At 36.5% G+C, this 17,841-nt stretch carries 19 protein-coding genes; 16 read left to right on the top strand and 3 right to left on the bottom strand.

What is annotated here, in order from left to right; genetic code table 11:
• Positions 1 to 29 precede the first annotated feature (29 nt).
• Entirely contained in the window at positions 30 to 1,559 is a 1,530-nt protein-coding gene (locus tag C7377_RS02435) for a PepSY domain-containing protein (protein WP_116495736.1), read from the bottom strand.
• A 141-nt stretch (positions 1,560 to 1,700) separates the two neighbouring features.
• Between C7377_RS02435 and C7377_RS09360 the strand changes: the two genes are divergently transcribed.
• The 15 genes from C7377_RS09360 to C7377_RS02365 all read left to right on the top strand — a co-directional run bounded on the left by C7377_RS09360 (position 1,701) and on the right by C7377_RS02365 (position 14,655).
• Positions 1,701 to 1,838, top strand: coding sequence for a hypothetical protein (locus C7377_RS09360; RefSeq protein ID WP_165806833.1), 138 nt, complete (start codon positions 1,701 to 1,703; stop codon positions 1,836 to 1,838).
• Positions 1,839 to 2,009: 171 nt separating this feature from the next.
• Positions 2,010 to 2,612 (top strand): nitroreductase family protein, encoded by a 603-nt coding sequence (locus C7377_RS02430; protein ID WP_116496209.1) that lies wholly within the window; start codon positions 2,010 to 2,012, stop codon positions 2,610 to 2,612.
• A gap of 50 nt (positions 2,613 to 2,662) precedes the next feature.
• The gene (locus C7377_RS02425; protein WP_116496208.1) at positions 2,663 to 2,962 is read left to right on the top strand and encodes a GNAT family N-acetyltransferase; all 300 of its coding nucleotides are present in this window, start codon (positions 2,663 to 2,665) and stop codon (positions 2,960 to 2,962) included.
• Positions 2,963 to 3,118: 156 nt separating this feature from the next.
• Complete coding sequence (locus C7377_RS02420) at positions 3,119 to 3,697, top strand: TMEM175 family protein (RefSeq protein WP_116495735.1); 579 nt, start codon at positions 3,119 to 3,121, stop codon at positions 3,695 to 3,697.
• Between the two features lie 200 nt (positions 3,698 to 3,897).
• Entirely contained in the window at positions 3,898 to 5,895 is a 1,998-nt protein-coding gene (locus C7377_RS02415; RefSeq protein WP_116495734.1) for an HD family phosphohydrolase, read from the top strand.
• A 47-nt stretch (positions 5,896 to 5,942) separates the two neighbouring features.
• On the top strand, positions 5,943 to 7,457 hold the full coding sequence (locus tag C7377_RS02410) for a GH3 auxin-responsive promoter family protein (RefSeq protein ID WP_116495733.1): 1,515 nt from the start codon (positions 5,943 to 5,945) through the stop codon (positions 7,455 to 7,457).
• A gap of 32 nt (positions 7,458 to 7,489) precedes the next feature.
• Entirely contained in the window at positions 7,490 to 8,755 is a 1,266-nt protein-coding gene (locus C7377_RS02405) for a dicarboxylate/amino acid:cation symporter (protein WP_116495732.1), read from the top strand.
• Between the two features lie 113 nt (positions 8,756 to 8,868).
• A complete protein-coding gene (locus tag C7377_RS02400) occupies positions 8,869 to 9,885 on the top strand; it encodes a dihydroorotate dehydrogenase-like protein (protein WP_116495731.1) in 1,017 nt (338 codons plus the stop codon).
• 166 nt (positions 9,886 to 10,051) lie between these two features.
• A complete protein-coding gene (locus tag C7377_RS02395) occupies positions 10,052 to 10,303 on the top strand; it encodes a DUF3098 domain-containing protein (protein WP_116495730.1) in 252 nt (83 codons plus the stop codon).
• 3 nt (positions 10,304 to 10,306) lie between these two features.
• Positions 10,307 to 11,101, top strand: coding sequence for an undecaprenyl-diphosphate phosphatase (locus C7377_RS02390; RefSeq protein WP_116495729.1), 795 nt, complete (start codon positions 10,307 to 10,309; stop codon positions 11,099 to 11,101).
• Positions 11,102 to 11,106: 5 nt separating this feature from the next.
• Entirely contained in the window at positions 11,107 to 11,820 is a 714-nt protein-coding gene (truB, locus tag C7377_RS02385) for a tRNA pseudouridine(55) synthase TruB (protein ID WP_116495728.1), read from the top strand.
• Positions 11,821 to 11,862: 42 nt separating this feature from the next.
• On the top strand, positions 11,863 to 12,915 hold the full coding sequence (gene queA / locus C7377_RS02380; RefSeq protein WP_116495727.1) for a tRNA preQ1(34) S-adenosylmethionine ribosyltransferase-isomerase QueA: 1,053 nt from the start codon (positions 11,863 to 11,865) through the stop codon (positions 12,913 to 12,915).
• A 12-nt stretch (positions 12,916 to 12,927) separates the two neighbouring features.
• A complete protein-coding gene (locus tag C7377_RS02375) occupies positions 12,928 to 13,803 on the top strand; it encodes a nucleoside phosphorylase (RefSeq protein ID WP_116495726.1) in 876 nt (291 codons plus the stop codon).
• Positions 13,796 to 14,125 carry a translation initiation factor gene (locus C7377_RS02370; RefSeq protein WP_116495725.1) on the top strand — a complete coding sequence of 110 codons (330 nt, stop codon included), beginning with the start codon at positions 13,796 to 13,798 and terminating at the stop codon, positions 14,123 to 14,125. Before C7377_RS02375 ends, C7377_RS02370 begins: the two co-directional genes overlap by 8 nt.
• Positions 14,126 to 14,232: 107 nt before the next feature.
• A complete protein-coding gene (locus C7377_RS02365) occupies positions 14,233 to 14,655 on the top strand; it encodes a DoxX family protein (RefSeq protein ID WP_116495724.1) in 423 nt (140 codons plus the stop codon).
• 1,187 nt (positions 14,656 to 15,842) lie between these two features.
• On the opposite strand, the gene C7377_RS09355 is transcribed toward C7377_RS02365, so the two are convergent.
• Both C7377_RS09355 and C7377_RS02355 read right to left on the bottom strand, forming a co-directional pair.
• Positions 15,843 to 15,995 carry a hypothetical protein gene (locus tag C7377_RS09355; protein ID WP_165806832.1) on the bottom strand — a complete coding sequence of 51 codons (153 nt, stop codon included), beginning with the start codon at positions 15,993 to 15,995 and terminating at the stop codon, positions 15,843 to 15,845.
• A 54-nt stretch (positions 15,996 to 16,049) separates the two neighbouring features.
• A complete protein-coding gene (locus C7377_RS02355) occupies positions 16,050 to 17,039 on the bottom strand; it encodes an aspartate-semialdehyde dehydrogenase (protein WP_116495723.1) in 990 nt (329 codons plus the stop codon).
• Positions 17,040 to 17,242: 203 nt separating this feature from the next.
• Here C7377_RS02355 and C7377_RS02350 point away from each other — a divergent pair, with 203 nt between their 5' ends.
• Positions 17,243 to 17,836 (top strand): bifunctional nuclease family protein, encoded by a 594-nt coding sequence (locus C7377_RS02350; RefSeq protein ID WP_116496207.1) that lies wholly within the window; start codon positions 17,243 to 17,245, stop codon positions 17,834 to 17,836.
• Positions 17,837 to 17,841: the final 5 nt, after the last annotated feature.

Raw genomic sequence — 17,841 nt, 5'->3', positions numbered from 1 at the left:
CATTATAAAAAAAGAGTGAGCTAGAAATTCTATCTCACTCTTTTCTTTTTGCGCTTTTTGTGTCGTTTTTTATAGACTTTATAGCCTGAAAACAAGATAAAAAAGAACAACAAGCCCGAAAAGAAGACGAAAAACGGTGATAGAGCACCTAAAAACGGACTATACATTCTACCCACGTGCAGTTCCAAGGCAAAGTGCCAAAGCGACATTGGTGCAGCTTTTACAATGGCAGGCATCTCTACAAAAGATTGCTGAGACAAGCCTACAGCTCCTTTGTCATAATTAAAAGCTACCTCGCCCATCGAAAAATCATCAGAATAACCACTGATAGGGTCGGATAGTACCGGAGGTCCAAAAGTCTTCTCCGGCACATAAAGTTCTTTTGTAAATGCATCATAAGAGGCTCCAGTCTTCTTATTCCATAGATACAAGCCTGAAAATGAGCCTACAAGCCAAACTTCTTCTGATTGGGGTTCTAAAACAGTCACTCCCATTACACTTATAGGAGGTTTATTAGCCAAGGGTTTTGGTGTGGTGTTAAAGTCTGGGAATTGATAAAAACCATCTGAGGAGTATAAAAGCCAACTATCAGTATGCTCATTGTAACGAAGAACACGTAGTTTTTCATTCCATGGATTATCACTATCTAATGTGGAGAATGGAATGGGATTTACTTTCGCTCGCACAATAGGAATTAATAAAGGAGGTCGTAAGAAAGTTCCAGTGACAACTACAAAAAGCAACAAATAAAACAACCCAAAACCGAGTTTATTGTGCCATTTTAGTGAAAATTTCCAAGCGTCTTTTAAACGCTCAGCATCTCTTTTCTTTTTTATTCGTTTACGAATAGGAATACGGAATAGCGTGAGAGCAAGTCCTAAAAGTGTAATAATAATGATGATTAACCCCAAAGCATCTACCAAAAGTCTTCCGAATAAGCCATAGGCTTCACCGCTATGGAGTATCCATATCATCTTGAAAAGCGAAACTTTAGGAGAATAATCTGATGGCGGCAACAGTTGTATTTTCTCAAAAGTATCATAAGGTGGCACAGACCTAAAAACATGAGAACGACTTACCACAAATAAAGTATCTCCTTTTAGGGCTAAGTTTGAAAGCCTTTCTCCTTCTACATCTAATTTTGAAGTTTGATTCTCCCAAGAATTGGTTGTGATATCAAGCCGATAAAGCTCATAAGTGCTGACTCCAAAAACAGCATTATCGCCAAGTTTTTTCACCGCTCGGAAACTCCGATTATCAATTCCTTTGCTAATGCCTGTGTGGTATGGCTCCACTTTGGAGCATAAAGAATCTGTGAGCCAAATCCCACTATTTCCATACATCAAAATACTGTCAGCGTTGATTTTTAAGGTTCCTATAACTGCTCCATTATTCCAATTCTCAAAATGATATGATTTAGGCAATAAGTTTCTTGACACATCAATTCCTGATATGGCTTTGCGATGATTGAGCAAGATTCCAGAAATAGCAAAATGGAGCACAAACAGTATTGATATAAGACCAATCCATTTGTGATACTTTCTAAGGAGTTTTATCATTTAGAGTTCATTCAGTGTCATTAAAAACTTCCAACTCAACAAAAGAACAAAAAGTATTTTATTATTACAATACCCTGTTTTAGTGATATTGAGATGTAAAAACTAAGGAGTACAAAAATCATTTGAGAATTTGTGTAGATTATGAGTATAGACAAAACAAACTATATTATTCTTCAGAAATCTATGGATAAACTCGATTTGCAAGATACTTTTCACAATACCATTGGGAAGCACCATTACATCATCAAAACGATGCCAATATTAAACTATAAAATATAGACAAAATCTATATCAATATTGAAAAATCGCTCTGGACTTTTAGCCTTAGAATTGTTATATTTGTAACATAAGAAAAATAGGCTTTTCAAAATAAGGATTAAAAAGCTCAGCCTTTTTTTGAATCTGAATTTTTTAGAAATAGAGCATAATAACTATTTAAATAAAAACGGTATGTCAAGAAATCTTGAAGAAGCATTAAAGAACAGAAGGAGTTACTATCAACTATCAGCAAAGTCTCCTATCTCAGATGAGCAAATTGAAGGAATTCTTAAAACAGCACTTACTCATGTTCCTTCTGCATTCAACTCACAATCAACCCGTTTAGTATTATTATTAGGTGAAAACCACAAAAAATTATGGGATATCACTAAGGGGATTCTTAAAGAGATGGTACCTGCAGAGGCATTTTCTAAAACAGAAGAAAAAATTGATGGAAGCTTTGCTTCAGGATATGGTACCGTTCTTTTCTATGAAGATAATGAAGTGGTAAACGGATTGCAAGAATCTTTCCCAACTTACAAAGATCGTTTCCCTGTATGGTCACAGCACACTTCTGCTATGCATCAACTTACGATTTGGACAATGCTGGAAGATGAAGGCTTTGGAGCATCATTGCAACACTACAATCCTATCATTGATGAGGCAGTAAGAAATGAGTGGGATTTGAATCCAAACTGGGAATTAGTGGCACAAATGCCATTTGGTGTTCCAACTGGTGAGCCTGGTGATAAAGATATGAAACCTATTGACGAAAGACTTTTCGTACATAAATAAGAGCCACTTTTAGTCAAGAAGAATATAGAATAAGTTAAAAAAGGATGATGATGGAAACTGATCTTGAACTTATCGATAATAAAGAGAAGAAACAGTATGAATTTCATATTGATGGCTACACCCCAAGGATAGAATATATTAAATCCAAGAATGACGAGATATATTTGACGCATACCGAAGTTCCTTCAGCACTTGAAGGCAGAGGAATTGGGACACAGCTTGTTGAGAAAGCACTTATCGATATTAAAAAACAAAATTTACGATTGGTACCATTATGTACTTTTGTAGCTACTTATATAAAGAGGCATCCTGAATGGAGAGAAATTATTCTTCGAGGTATTAATGTATAACTTGACATAAAATCTCAAAGAAAGTCTTTTTTAGGATTCAAAATACAACTAACATGCTTACTCTTAGATAGTTTTTACACGACACCTATTTCTAATAGAGGTCGTGTCAATTCTCTTTTAAGTTTAGTTGGAAAAACAAATTAAAAAAACAACTTAATGAACAAAGGCAGACTTGAGGCATTTAGTGACGGTGTATTGGCAATTATCATTACGATAATGGTTCTCGCCATGGATACTCCAGAAGAAGTGAGCCTGAAAGCCCTATACCCTGTGTTGCCAGTGTTTGTAAGTTACCTATTGAGCTATATCTACGTAGGTATTTATTGGATCAATCACCACCACATTATGCAAGTGACCCGCCGTATCAATGGTGAAATATTATGGGCAAATCTACACTTGCTCTTTTGGTTATCTCTTATTCCCTTTACTACTGCATGGGTAGGGAAAAATCATCTAGCCCCTATTCCTATTGCTTTTTATGGTGGCGTGCTACTTATGTCAGCCATTGCTTTCCGTATCCTCGAAGGGGCTTTAATAAAATCTCATGATAAATCGTTCCCTTTAAGAAAACTGCACCGAGAGGGACGCAAAGAAAAGCTTTCGATATTCTTCTATTTCATTGCTATTCCTCTATCTTTCGTTTCAGTATGGATTTGTATAGCTATCTACTTCGCGATGGCTTGTTGGTGGGTAATGCCGAGCAAAGAACTTGAAAGAGAGGTAGAAGAATGCTAAGCCAAAAATGAGGAGTTCAAACTCTTTCGGGAAAGAATGTTTTCTATAACAACCCCATAGAAAATCCAATCTCTACATACCGTTTCCGCAAAAAGAATGAACCTATTTTATCATTCAAAGCCACTATACGTATGGTGGCAAATATTTATAATCAAGATTTAAATAAGTTCATAACTTAAATTTCGTTATTTTTGTGAATAATGAAATACGGAAGAAATACACCCCATACGAAGTTTCGCAGAGGAATGGCTGTCAGTTTATTTCTCTTGACCTTATTGATTATTTTGCTTTTGTATCCAAACATTAAGCATTTTCGATACAGCTATCAAGCCGGAAAGCCTTGGCAGTATGAAACACTTTATGCTCCTTTCCAATTTCCTGTTAGAAAATCAGTTGAGCAAATTGCCAGTGAGAAAGAGCAACTCTTAGCCTCATCGGTTCCCTACTATCGTTATGAGTCAGCTACAGGAGAAAAACAAATTATAGAGGCAAAAAAGGATGCCCAATTGCATACTAAACAAATAGATTTTTTAAAAAATATTTATGCACAACCTATTTTGGCGCTAGATAGTCTGGCTACAAAAAGCGAGTCTGTATTTATTATCAAAGATCATATTTCCACAAAGATGGATGTATCTGAGGTTCGCACCATAACCTCTGTTCTAAACTTAATAGATCAGCAAGCTTTTAGCGAAGAAGAAAAGGCTGCAATGAGGAAGTATATCGCTCCAAACTTAAGGTTTGACAAACAACAAACAGAAGCCTTAAATAATGTTGATAATATTTCTGCCTATATGGGGGAAGTTCAAGCGAACGAGCTGATTATCTCACGTGGGGAAATTGTAACACCGCGGACTTACCTAATATTAGAATCCCTAAAGAGCCAATACTCCAAATTAGTAGGCAAAACATCTAATATCGGTTATGTGCTTTTGGGACAATTCCTATTTGTCGCACTCTGTCTGTCTTTCTTATATTTATTTCTACGAAATTATAGGGTAAGATTACTTGATAAGCCATTGGAACTTAGCTTTATCCTTCTCAGCATTATCGTATCTGTAGCACTTACTCGAGCCTTATTATATTTTGGGCGCTTTGAAATTTTACTTATTCCCTATACCTTGCTTGCGGTAATTATCCGTACCTTTATTGATAGCAGAACCGCACTTTTCACGTTTTTAGCCACCATACTCATTTGCAGTTTTATAGTACCCCAAGGCTATGAGTTTGTCACAATGCATTTTATTACGGGTACAATAGCCGTGCTTTATTTAAAACAGCTCGATAGACGCTCACAACTTCTAAGCACTGCGCTCATCGTATTTTGTTCCTATACAATTATTTATCTTGCCATATATACAACTGGAGAAGGGAAAATAGAAACCTTGAATCCGATGATTTTTGTTCGTTTAGGACTTAATGCCATATTCTTAACAGTCGCCTATCCTCTATTATATCTGCTCGAGAAAACATTCAAATTCCTATCTGATGTTACTTTAATAGAGTTAAGTAACACAAACAATAAACTCCTCCGCGAACTATCACAGGTGGCACCCGGAACGTTCCAGCACTCTATGCAGATGGCGAATCTGGCAGAAGAAGCAGTCCGAAAACTAGAAGGAAATCCACTTTTAGTAAGAGCCGGTGCTCTGTATCATGATATTGGGAAAATGGAAAACCCCATGTATTTTACGGAAAATCAATATGGAGACATCAGTCCGCACAGTAAACTGTCTAATGAAGAAAGTGCTCAAATCATCATCAACCATGTGACAGATGGCATAAAAATGGCAAAAAAACATAATTTGCCTTCGCAATTGATTGATTTTATCGCTACGCACCATGGGAAAGGCAAAACAGAATATTTTTACCGCTCATATATCAAAGAAAATCCTGATGAAGAAGTGAATCCATCGTATTTTTCCTATCCTGGACCTGATCCTTTTACGAAAGAGCAAGCAATCCTAATGATGGCTGATGCCTGCGAAGCGGCAACCCGAAGCCTAAAAAAGAAAAACGAAACTAATATTTCTAAGATGGTTTCTGACATCATAGACTTTCAGAAAAGCGAGGGCAGGTTTGACAATGCACCAATTACCTTTGCAGAGATTGAACTCACAAAAAAAATATTTATCAAGAAACTAACAGATATTTATCATTCTCGCATAGCCTATCCTGAAAAAACTGAGGCTGAATAAAAATTTTCAAAAAAATAAAGCTACATTTGAGTTTCTAAATTAAAAATATGCCTTTACTAAATTCACTAATCAATTTGTTTTACAACAAACGATTAGAAAAAATAGACGTATTCAGACAAAAGCCCGAGGAAGTTCAAGCAGAAACTTTACAGGACTTACTGCAAATAGCCAAAAATACAGAATGGGGTAAGCGCTATGACTTCTCTTCAATAAATAATGCGAAGACCTTTGCAGAACGTGTTCCAGTTCAAAATTATGATACGCTAAAGGCCGATATAGATAGAACACGAAAAGGTGAGGAAAACATTTTGTGGCCAAGTCCTATACGATGGTTTGCCAAGTCATCAGGCACTACGAGCGACGTTAGCAAATTTATACCCGTGAGCAGAGAGGCTCTAGACGATTGCCATTATCGCGGTGGAAAAGATATTATTGCCTTCTTTGCTGCCCAGCGACCTGAATCTAATATCTTTTCGGGCAAAGGACTTACTCTAGGTGGAACTTATCATGGGAGTAGTGATGTTTCCTACTACGGTGATTTATCTGCTATTTTGATTGAAAATGCACCCTATTGGACTAATTTTATACGTACACCCAAAGCAGACGTGGCTTTAATTGATGATTGGGAAACGAAACTTGCTGAAATCACAAAAGTAGCATTGCAAACCAACGTTACCTCTTTTTTAGGCGTTCCATCGTGGAACTTAGTCCTTATCAAAAATATCTTGAAGGAATCGGGTGCCTCAAACCTATTAGAAGTATGGCCTAACCTTGAATTATTTATACATGGAGGTGTCAGCTTTACTCCTTACAAAAAACAATACCAGGAGTTGATTCCTTCTGACAATATGACTTATTTAGAAACCTATAATGCTTCTGAAGGATTCTTTGCTATACAAGATGACTTGACGGATGACAGCCTGCTTTTGATGTTAGACTATGGTATTTTCTATGAATTCATGCCATTAGACGAGCTCGGCAAAGAACTTCCTAAAACTTATACCATCGGGGAAGTAGAAAAAGATAAAAATTATGCAATAATCATAACAACCAATGCCGGACTCTGGCGATATATGATTGGTGATACTATCACATTTACATCATTATATCCCCATAAAATAAAAATCACCGGACGCACAAAATTATTTATCAACGCATTTGGCGAAGAAGTTATTATTGATAATGCAGAGAACGCTTTGAAAGTGGCATGTGATGCTACAAAAGCGATTGTTAAAGAATATACTGCTGCTCCTGTTTTCATGGGTAATAATGAGCAGGGAACTCACGAATGGGTGATAGAGTTTGAGCAAGAACCTACTGATTTTGATGAATTTTGTAAAATCTTAGATAAAGAATTGCAAGCTGTTAATTCTGACTATGCGGCCAAACGCTACAAAGATATCACCTTAAGGTATCCTACTTTTCATAAAGCACGTCATGGATTGTTTTATGATTGGATGGCATCACGCAACAAACTAGGAGGACAAAATAAAGTTCCTCGCCTATCTAATGAGCGGAAGTTTGTAGAAGAACTAGTCAAATTAAATAATGAAAACACATAAAATTTTGTTGCCCTACTGAACCATTTAGCAATATGAAAAGGAAACTAAAAATACCTCTGTATGTACAAATCCTATTAGGAATGGTATTTGGAGTTATTTGGGGACTTATTGCAGTTGAATACAATTTTATTGACTTCACAAATGATTGGATAAGACCCTGGGGAACCATTTTCATAAAAGCACTAAAACTAGTCGCCGTTCCCTTAGTTTTTCTTTCCCTCATCAAAGGGATTACGAGTATGTCAGACATGGCAAAACTGTCTTCCATAGGAGGGAAAACAATTCTTTTATATACCCTTACGACCATCGTATCCATTAGCTTAGGATTATTTGTTGCCAATGCTTTCCAACCAGGCGATACCTTCCCGCAACAACAGCGAAACGAATTGCTTGAACAATACGGGGGCAATGCGGCAACACTCAAACTACAAGCCAGTGAGGTGAAAGAACAGCCTAAACTGCAACCTTTAGTTGATCTTGTTCCTGATAATATTTTTAAAGCCTCAATGGATAATAAGCAAATGCTACAAGTAATCTTCTTTGCATTCTTATTTGGCATTAGCATGGTGCTAGTTGGGAGGAAAAAAGTAAAACCACTGAAAAAAGTGATAGATGCTACTGATGCTGTCATTATTAAAATAATAGATATCATCATGTTGTTAGCACCCTACGGTACTTTTGCTTTATTAGCAGCCCTAATCATCGATTTTTCAGGAGATATTGCATTATTTAAAGCGCTTGGTTGGTATGTGCTATGCGTTGCTGGCTCTCTGCTTGCACTCATCTTGATATTTTATCCTACACTTATTATGCTCTTAAAAACTGTCGATATCAGACAATTCTTTAGGCATATGCTTCCTGTGCAACTAACAGCTTTCTCCACAAGTTCAAGTGCAGCCACATTACCTCTTACGCTTTCCCAAGCCACCGAGAAATTGGACATTCCAGAAAATGTTGCGGAGTTTGTATTGCCTGTAGGAGTAACTATAAATATGGATGGAACTGGTTGCTACCAAGCCATAGCCGCTGTATTTATTGCACAAGTGATGGGCATAGATTTGACTTTAGCAGACCAAATAGCGATCGTCCTCACCGCACTGGCATCGTCTATTGGAACACCGGGAATCCCTGGAGGAAGTATTATTATGCTTACCGTAATTTTGAGTTCTGCGGGAATACCTATGGAAGGTATCGCTCTCATATTGGGCGTTGACAGACTTTTAGATATGTGCCGAACAGTGGTTAATGTAACAGGTGATATGACTATAGCTTCTATTTTAGGAAAGTTTGGCAAATAACCTCATTACTAGTTATCTAAAAATAATCTAAAGAAGCACGCAATCGTTACAAAACTCATAAAATATTTTTATCTTTGTTAGTAATAAAAAACAAACCTTAAAAAAATACATACATGGCAAATTTAGAAACACAATATGCAGGATTAAAATTAAAAAATCCAATCATAGCATCTAGCTCTGGTGTCACAGATTCATTGCCAAGAGTTAAAAAACTAGCTGAGGCAGGCGTAGGTGCAGTGGTACTAAAGTCTATCTTTGAGGAAGAAATTCTTATTGAGATGGAAGAGTTGATGCAGAAAATGACTGCACGTCCATTTGTCTATCCTGAGACCCTAGACTATATGGAAGAAGATCAACACGAAGATATTATTCGTACGTATTTAAGTTTAATCTCAGAATGTAAAAAAGCGGTTGATATTCCTATTATTGCCAGTATAAATGCAGTAAGCAATCAGAAATGGACATACTTGGCTTCAGAAATTGAAAAAGCAGGTGCTGATGCTATCGAATTGAATATGTTTGCATTACCATCTGATATCAATAAAACATCTCAAGAAATTGAGGACACTTATATTTCTATCGTTAAACAAGTGATTTCTGAAGTAAAGAATATCCCGGTAACTGTGAAGATTAGTCACTATTTCACTGCTATGGGACACATGATTCAAAGATTCTCAGAAGCAGGTGCAAAGGGTATTGTTGTTTTCAACAGATACTACTCCGGAGATATAAACATTCATGACGAAACATTGGATTCTGCATTTGTCCTCAGTCATAATAATGAAATTGCACTGCCTATGCGTTGGGTCGGATTAATGTCTGATAAGATTGATGCAGATATGGCTGCAACTACTGGTATTCATACTGGTGAAGATGTTGTAAAATTATTATTAGCTGGAGCGCCTTTAGTACAAATAGCAACAGCACTTTACAAAAATAACTTCACAGTTGTCGGAGAAATGCTTGAATTCATTGAAAAGTGGATGAAAGAAAAAGAATATAAGTCTATTGAGGATTTTAGAGGTAAACTTAATCACAAAGGAGAAGGTGATACCGCTTCATGGGAGCGTGTACAATTTATGAAAGAATTTAGACATTTTGTGCTCAAACATATGCAAACTCCTGCATAGGTTTTATTTGCCTTTTAAAAAAAAGAAAGCTCTTTTGCTATGTGTAAAAGAGCTTTTCGTTTATAACAGAATCAGTAGTAAGCAAGGATAAAAACTTACTTTTTTAACGTTTCTGTCTAAACTCTCTAAAATTTTGACGTAATTTGTAGTTCAAATTGTTAGTAAAATGAAACAAACAGACAAAGAAAATAACGAAAAGGGATATCCGCTATCTGCAAAAAACTATATTCTTATTGCTATAGGATTTGGGGTTGTAGTATTAGGCTTTAGTTTGATGACAGGCTCAGGCTCACAAGACCCTGCGGTTTTTGATGATAGCATTTTTAGCTTTCGCAGAATAACCTTAGCCCCTTTTATCGTGATAGCTGGTTTTGCAACGGTATTTTATGCCATCATCAAAAAACCTCGCAAAAAATAATCCATGTACGAAATTTTTAAAGCCTTAATTATAGGAATAGTTCAAGGACTTACCGAGTTTTTACCTGTTTCCTCGAGTGGACATATTGAACTTTTCAAAGTGATGCTGGGTCTTGACTTGGAAGGTGATCAAAACCTACTCTTTACGCTCACCTTACATACGGCTACTGCATTGAGTACGCTAGTGGTTTTTCGCAAAGAAGTCGGAGAAATTTTAGTCGGATTAGTTAAAGGAAAAAATGAGGCTATAGATTTCACTTTAAAAATCATCGTTTCCATGATTCCTGCAGCTTTAGTCGGATATTTTATGAAAGATACCATAGAGAAATTATTCTCCGGCAATATTCTGCTGGTAGGTTGCATGTTGTTACTTACTGCATTATTGTTACTTCTGGCAGGACGTGCAAAGAAAACCAAGAAAGATATTGGCTTTATAGACTCTTTTATCATTGGTCTATCACAAGCTGTGGCAATCCTTCCAGGAGTGTCACGTTCAGGGGCTACAATTGCTACTTCCGTTATTCTTGGGAATGACCGTTCCAAAACGGCGATGTTCTCTTTTCTTATGGTGATTCCTCTTATCTTCGGAGCTATGGCAAAAGACCTGCTTGATGCTGATACACTTCATTTTTCAAATGAAATGCTATCCTCTTTAAGTGCAGGTTTCATTGGTGCTTTTATTTTTGGTATTATTGCATGCCGTTGGATGGTTGCACTGGTTCGGAATGCTAAACTTTGGTACTTTTCTATTTACTGTGCAATTATTGGAACTATTGCTGTTGTATATACCTTATTTTAAATCAAATGATCGAATTTAAAGAAGAAGAAAATTTTCAAGAAGGAGCATTTTTCGTAGTTGATAAACCTTTAGGGTGGACGTCTTTTCAAGTAGTCAACAAACTCAAATTTGGTTTGCTACATCAATTTCGAGGAAAGTTCAAAAAAATAAAAATAGGACATGCAGGCACCCTTGATCCATTAGCTACAGGTGTTGTCATTGTCTGTACCGGAAGATATACAAAACGAATTGAAGATTTCCAAGGATTGGATAAAGAATATATTGCGACTTTGAAAGTTGGTGCAACAACGCCTTGCTACGATGCCGAACAGCCTGAGGATAAGACCTATCCGTTTTCACATATTACCAAGGAACTTATCGAAGAACAACTGAAGCAATTTGTCGGTGAGATTTCCCAAATTCCTCCAAACTTTTCTGCTTTGAGAATAAAAGGTAAACGTGCTTATGATTGCGCGCGCGCCGGACAGGATTTTGAGTTGAAATCTCGCCCTGTGAAGATAGAATCCATTGAATTCCTCTCATTTGAAGGACAAGAACTCCGACTAAAGATTGTTTGCGGGAAAGGAACTTATATTCGCTCTATCGCGAGAGACCTTGGCGAAGCATTAGGAAGTGGAGCTTATCTTACCGGATTAATTCGCTCTCGCATAGGAAGCTACGATTTATCCAAGGCGAGTGATATTGAAAGCTGTCTTGAAAAAATCAAAAATTATCACTAACTTTGTTCACTTATTTTTGCGCATAAAATATACTTTCCTTACATGAAATTATCAAATTTTAAATACAACTTACCAGAGAAACTTATAGCACAACGTCCAGCAGAGCATCGTGATGAATCACGCTTGATGGTTATCAATACCAAAACAGGTGATATTGAACATCGTGTTTTTAAGGAGGTTTTAGACTATTTCGAAGAAGACGACGTATTTGTCTTTAACGATACTAAAGTTTTTCCTGCAAGACTATTCGGAAATAAAGAGAAAACAGGAGCTAAGATTGAGGTCTTTTTATTACGAGAGCTCAACAACGAAATGAAATTATGGGATGTTCTCGTTTCTCCAGCAAGAAAAATCCGTATTGGCAACAAATTGTATTTTGGTGAAAATGAAGCTCTTGTAGCTGAGGTTATTGATAATACAACCTCAAGAGGGCGCACGTTACGATTCCTTTATGATGGCAGTTATGAGGAGTTTCGTGAAACGCTGTATTCACTCGGCGAGACACCACTCCCAATATTCATCAAGCGTGAACCAGATGAGGAAGATCGAGAACGTTATCAAACAATCTATTCTAAGCATGAAGGTGCGGTAGCAACACCTACTGCAGGTTTACACTTTAGCCGTGAGCTGTTAAAACGAATGGAGATAAAAGGTGTTAACTCAGCTTTTGTGACCTTGCATGTAGGTCTCGGCAACTTCCGTAGCGTAGATGTGGAAGCTTTGGCAAAACACAAAGTAGATTCTGAAAAGATATTTGTAAGTGAAGAGGCTTGTGAGATTGTGAATAAAGCAAAAAAAACCAATCATAAAGTTTGTGCAGTGGGAACAACCGTTATGCGTACCCTTGAAAGCACAATAACTTCTGAAGGTTTATTAAAACCATTTCAAGGATGGACAAACCGATTTATATTCCCTCCTTATGATGTGGTAATTCCTAATGCAATGATTACCAACTTCCACATGCCTTATTCTACAATGCTGATGACAGCAACGGCTTTTGGAGGTCATGAATTGATTATGGATGCCTACCAAGTGGCTATCAAAGAAAAATACCGATTTGGTACTTACGGTGATGCAATGCTAATGATACGCTAACAAACAACTCTCATGGAAACAAATTCTGAATTGATTATCAATAAAGACGGAAGTATATTCCATCTTCACCTACGTCCAGAGCAATTGGCTGAAACTGTGATTCTCGTTGGTGATCCCGGGAGAGTCGACCTAGTAGCAAGTTTTTTCGAAAGTGTAGAACACCATGTAAGCAGCCGTGAGTTTGTAACCAAAACTGGATACTATAATGGCAAACGCTTAAGTGTAGTTTCTACAGGAATCGGCACTGACAATATTGATATAGTCATCACAGAGTTAGATGCTTTGGTGAATATGGATTTTGAAACCTTAAAACCGAAAGAACAACACACAGAACTTAACATAGTTCGAGTTGGTACTTCTGGGGGATTACGAGCAGATATTCCTGTGAATTCATTTTTATTATCTGAAAAATCTATAGGTTTTGATGGAATGTTAAATTTCTATGCAGACCGCGATAAGGTAGCAGATTTGGAATTTGAAAAAGCATTCAAAAAGCATATGGATTGGATGCCTAATTTAGCCTCACCCTATATTGTCGATGCTAGTACAAAACTACTCGACAAATTAATGGACGAGAGCATGATGAAAGGCGTAACTGTCTCAGCAAATGGATTCTATGGACCGCAAGGGCGAGTAGTGAGATTAAAAACAGCTGACCCGGAATTGAATGATAAGTTAGCATCTTTTGAGTATAAAAATTTCCATATTACGAACTATGAGATGGAAAGTTCTGCAATTTTTGGACTCTCAAAACTCTTAGGACACCAAGCAGCTTGTTGTTGTCTTATTATTGCTAATAGAGTGCTTAAAGAAGCTAATTCTGATTACCATCCTAAGGTACAGGAATTGATCGAACTCGTATTGAACAAACTTACTAGCGATGAGTAAGAAAAAAGAACGAAATATCGTCTATTCGACCAATCCTAATTTCCAAATAGAAGATGAATTTGAGGAAGAAACAACCCTTGTCCCCGAAGAGCAACACTTAAAAATAGTTCTTGACAGAAAGCAACGTAGAGGGAAAGTTGTAACTTTAGTTCAAGGTTTTGTAGGTTCTGATGAAGATTTGGCTGAACTTGCCAAGCAACTTAAACGACAATGTGGCGTAGGCGGAAATGCTAAAGACGGCGAAATCATCATACAAGGAGACAATAAAGAAAAGGTTCATAAAATACTTACTGATAAAGGCTATAGTAGCAAAAAAGTATAAAAGACTTAGCTTTCTATTTTATTAAATCTTTAAACTGAACGACAAATTATTTACCCTGTGCCTGTATTTTTGTGGAATTACATTCCATACAAAACAACTATAGCTATATGAAAACAAATATTTTTCAAAACACTGCAAGAATCATTTTAGGCGGTTTTATGACCTTAGCAGGAATAGGGCACCTAACCTTTCAGAGAGAAGAATTTCAAGCACAGGTACCAAGATGGTTACCCTCTGACCCTGCATTTATAGATTTTGTTGTTGTATCTTCAGGTATCGTGGAAATCCTTTTTGGTTTAGCTATGATATTCTTAGTGAAGCACAAAATCAAAGTTGGTATTGCGCTAGCCATATTCTTTGTCTTAGTTTTCCCTGGAAACATTTCTCAATACACAAACGGTATTGATGCATTTGGTTTAGATACTGATACTAAAAGATTAGTCAGATTGTTTTTTCAGCCCGTGTTAATTTTATGGGCTTTATGGTCTACTGGTGCCTTAAAATACCTATTTAATAAATCAAATAATTAACGAATACAGTAATGCAGTTATTTAAGCGGATAATGCGTATTCTCCTCGCTATTTTCATGATTTACGCAGGAGTGGCACATCTTACCTCTCAACGAGTAGAATTTCAAAAGTTAGTTCCTCTGTGGCTACCATAAAATCCTGAATTTCTAGATTTCATGGTTGTCTCGTCAGGAATCGTAGAAATATTATTTGGATTGGCAATTCTATTCATTGTTCGCAAGCGAAAAGCTGTGGGAATAGCTTTGGCTATATTTCTAGTGTTAGTATTCTTCGGAAACTTATCTCAATATATGAATGAAATAAATGCATTTGTTCTTAATACTGACACTAAAAGACTAATACGTCTGTTTTTTCAGCCATTATTAATACTTTGGGCACTTTGGTCAACAAATGTTTTTAATTCTAAGAAATATTAGAATTCACTCACGATATAGCAAGCATATCTTCTATTAGTGTTTTCTCAACATAAATTAAGTTACAGAACTCTAGTTGTAACTGTTTTTTTCGTAGCGGTAGGTTATCCTATTTTGTAATCAAAGTCCCGCTTTTCGTTTTTATCTTTTTTGCGCTTACACTATATTTTTTACAAAAAAGGATAACCACTACAATCGGGGCTATATTTCATGGTTTGTCATGCAGCCTATTTTATCCTTGTTTTTTGTCCTCTGAACACAGTGAAGAGTCCCACGTTAGTATTATCCAATAGTGAGTAAATTCTCCCTTGGCGAATGGAGTTAGAGGAATTGAAATATAATAGTCAATCTCCCTGTCCCTCTTCTACAAGGGGGAATATTGCTTTTGTCATAGAAATCGAACTGACTAAAACTGTTTTGCTGACATGCTGAAGAGAGAAGGCATATCACGCTACGATTATCAAGTAGTTTAAGAGAAACCTTGAAAATAAAGCGTTAAGAAATAGTGTAATGTAACCGTTCCGAAAACATCAACTGTTTGAACGAAAGTGAGTTTTTGGTTCGTTTTGAGTCAAGTATAAATAAACAGAGATATAGAAAATTTAACAACATTGATACTCTTTATAAATGAGCTTATAGGAGATATCTAGGAATACCCCAAAATTGAAAAATCATTATCAGAGTTTATTAAGAAATCAGTATTCATCCAATCAGTTCCGTCTTTATACTGGAATTCAAATTCTTTCTTTGATTTATTATTACTCAAAACTATATTTAACGGAAAATCGCTTTTCCTGATTTTGATTTTATAAAATCCTTTACTGACAATATTTTATCTTCTCTCCCATTTTTATCATCATCACAGCTTATTACTCCTAAAGAAAAGCATAAAGCAAAGATTGTAATCAAAAAGATTTTTGTTTTCATAACAATATATTTTGGGGATTACAGTTTATAAAGTTAGAAAATATTTTTGACTTACTACAACCAGTCCTTCTTCAAAAGGTACTCGGCTATCTGAACGGCATTGGTAGCAGCTCCTTTTCGGATATTGTCTGCTACTACCCAAAGATTTAATGCTTGGTGGCAGGAAGTATCTCGGCGAATACGCCCTACAAAAACTTCATCTTTATCATGTGCTAGTAAAGGCATGGGGTATAGCAAGTTTGCCACATCATCTTGCACCACCACCCCATCAGCACTTCCAAGGACTTCTCTAATTCCCTCAATGGTAAACGCTTTTTCTAGCTCCACATTAATACTCTCAGAGTGTCCACCCACAACAGGAACACGCACTGCAGTAGCAGTTATCCGCATTTCAGGAGCATCTAATATCTTTTGTGTTTCTTCTACCAGTTTCATTTCTTCTTTGGTATAATCATTCTCTAAAAACACATCACAATGAGGCAAGCAATTTTTATCAATCTCATAGGGATAGACTTTCTCTGCATCTTCTCCTCTACGCTCAGCTTCCATTTGTTCCACAGCTTTAACGCCAGTCCCTGTTATTGATTGATAAGTTGAAACAATAATTCGCTTTATTCCGTATTCTTTATGTATAGGAGCAAGAGCCATCAGCATTTGAATCGTAGAACAATTCGGATTAGCAATTATTTTATCTGTAGGTTTCAGTACCTTCGCATTAATTTCCGGAATAATCAAAGGAGTAGTTACATGCATTCTCCATGCAGAAGAATTATCAACCACAGTTGTCCCTGTGGCTACAAAACGAGGTGCTTCCTTTAATGAAAGTGATCCACCAGCAGAAAAAATCGCTAAGTTTGGTTCAGCTTCTATTGCTTCCTCTACAGATAGCACTACATATTCTTTATCCTTAAATAGAACCTGCTTTCCCACAGAGCTTTTACTCCCTACAGGAAGCAACTCCTCAACAGGAAAATTACGCTCTTCTAATAGGGTTAATATTTTTCTTCCAACCATTCCCGTGGCTCCTACTACCGCTACTTTCATCGTTTATTAATTTTATCTATTGTTAAATCTAAAAAGCATTTATACGATAAAAATAAATATTTTCGAGTATTTATGGTTAAGCTTTCAGGAAAAACTTATATTTGTTTAGTAAAATAACTCATCGTGCATGTTAGATTAAGTTGTTCAAGAGGACATTCTTTTTGAATGATATTCTTATATACACAGAGTTAAAATAGCATTGTATGGGTAGAGTAAAATTAAATATAACAGGATTAACGTATAGTCATAGTCAAACTGAAGCCTATGCTCTTATATTAGCAGAAGAAGACAGTGATCGAAGATTGCCAATCATCATTGGAAAGAGCGAAGCACAAGCTATCGCCATTTATCTGGAGCATTTAGAATCACCAAGACCGCTTACTCATGACTTAATAAAAGTGATCACTGAAACTTTACAAGGTGAAGTAATAGAAGTAGATATTACGAAATTGGTAGCAGGCGTCTTTTATGCTGAAATTTGCTTAGTAAAAGACACGCATGTCTTCAAAATAGATGCTCGTGTCTCTGATGCAGTTGCTGTTGCTCTTCGTTTTGATGCCCCTATCTACTGTGCTGAAGAGGTAATGCAGATGGCGAGTTTTATCATGGAAGAGCATGCTCAAGAAATGCAGGATGGTGAGAACGACGAGCCAACGTCCAGCGACACGAAATCATTTAGCGACTACACGCAAAAACAATTAGAAATGATGATGAATGAAGCTGTAAAAGAGGAGAATTATGAACGAGCAGCACGTCTAAAGAAAGAAATAGAAAAAAGACAGGAATCTAACGACTAAGTACT

The organism is Balneicella halophila, from assembly GCF_003096835.1.
GTDB lineage: Bacteria > Bacteroidota > Bacteroidia > Bacteroidales > Balneicellaceae > Balneicella > Balneicella halophila.
Note: the sequence above shows the minus strand (reverse complement) of the source record. Positions and strands in the feature narration are given on the sequence as shown.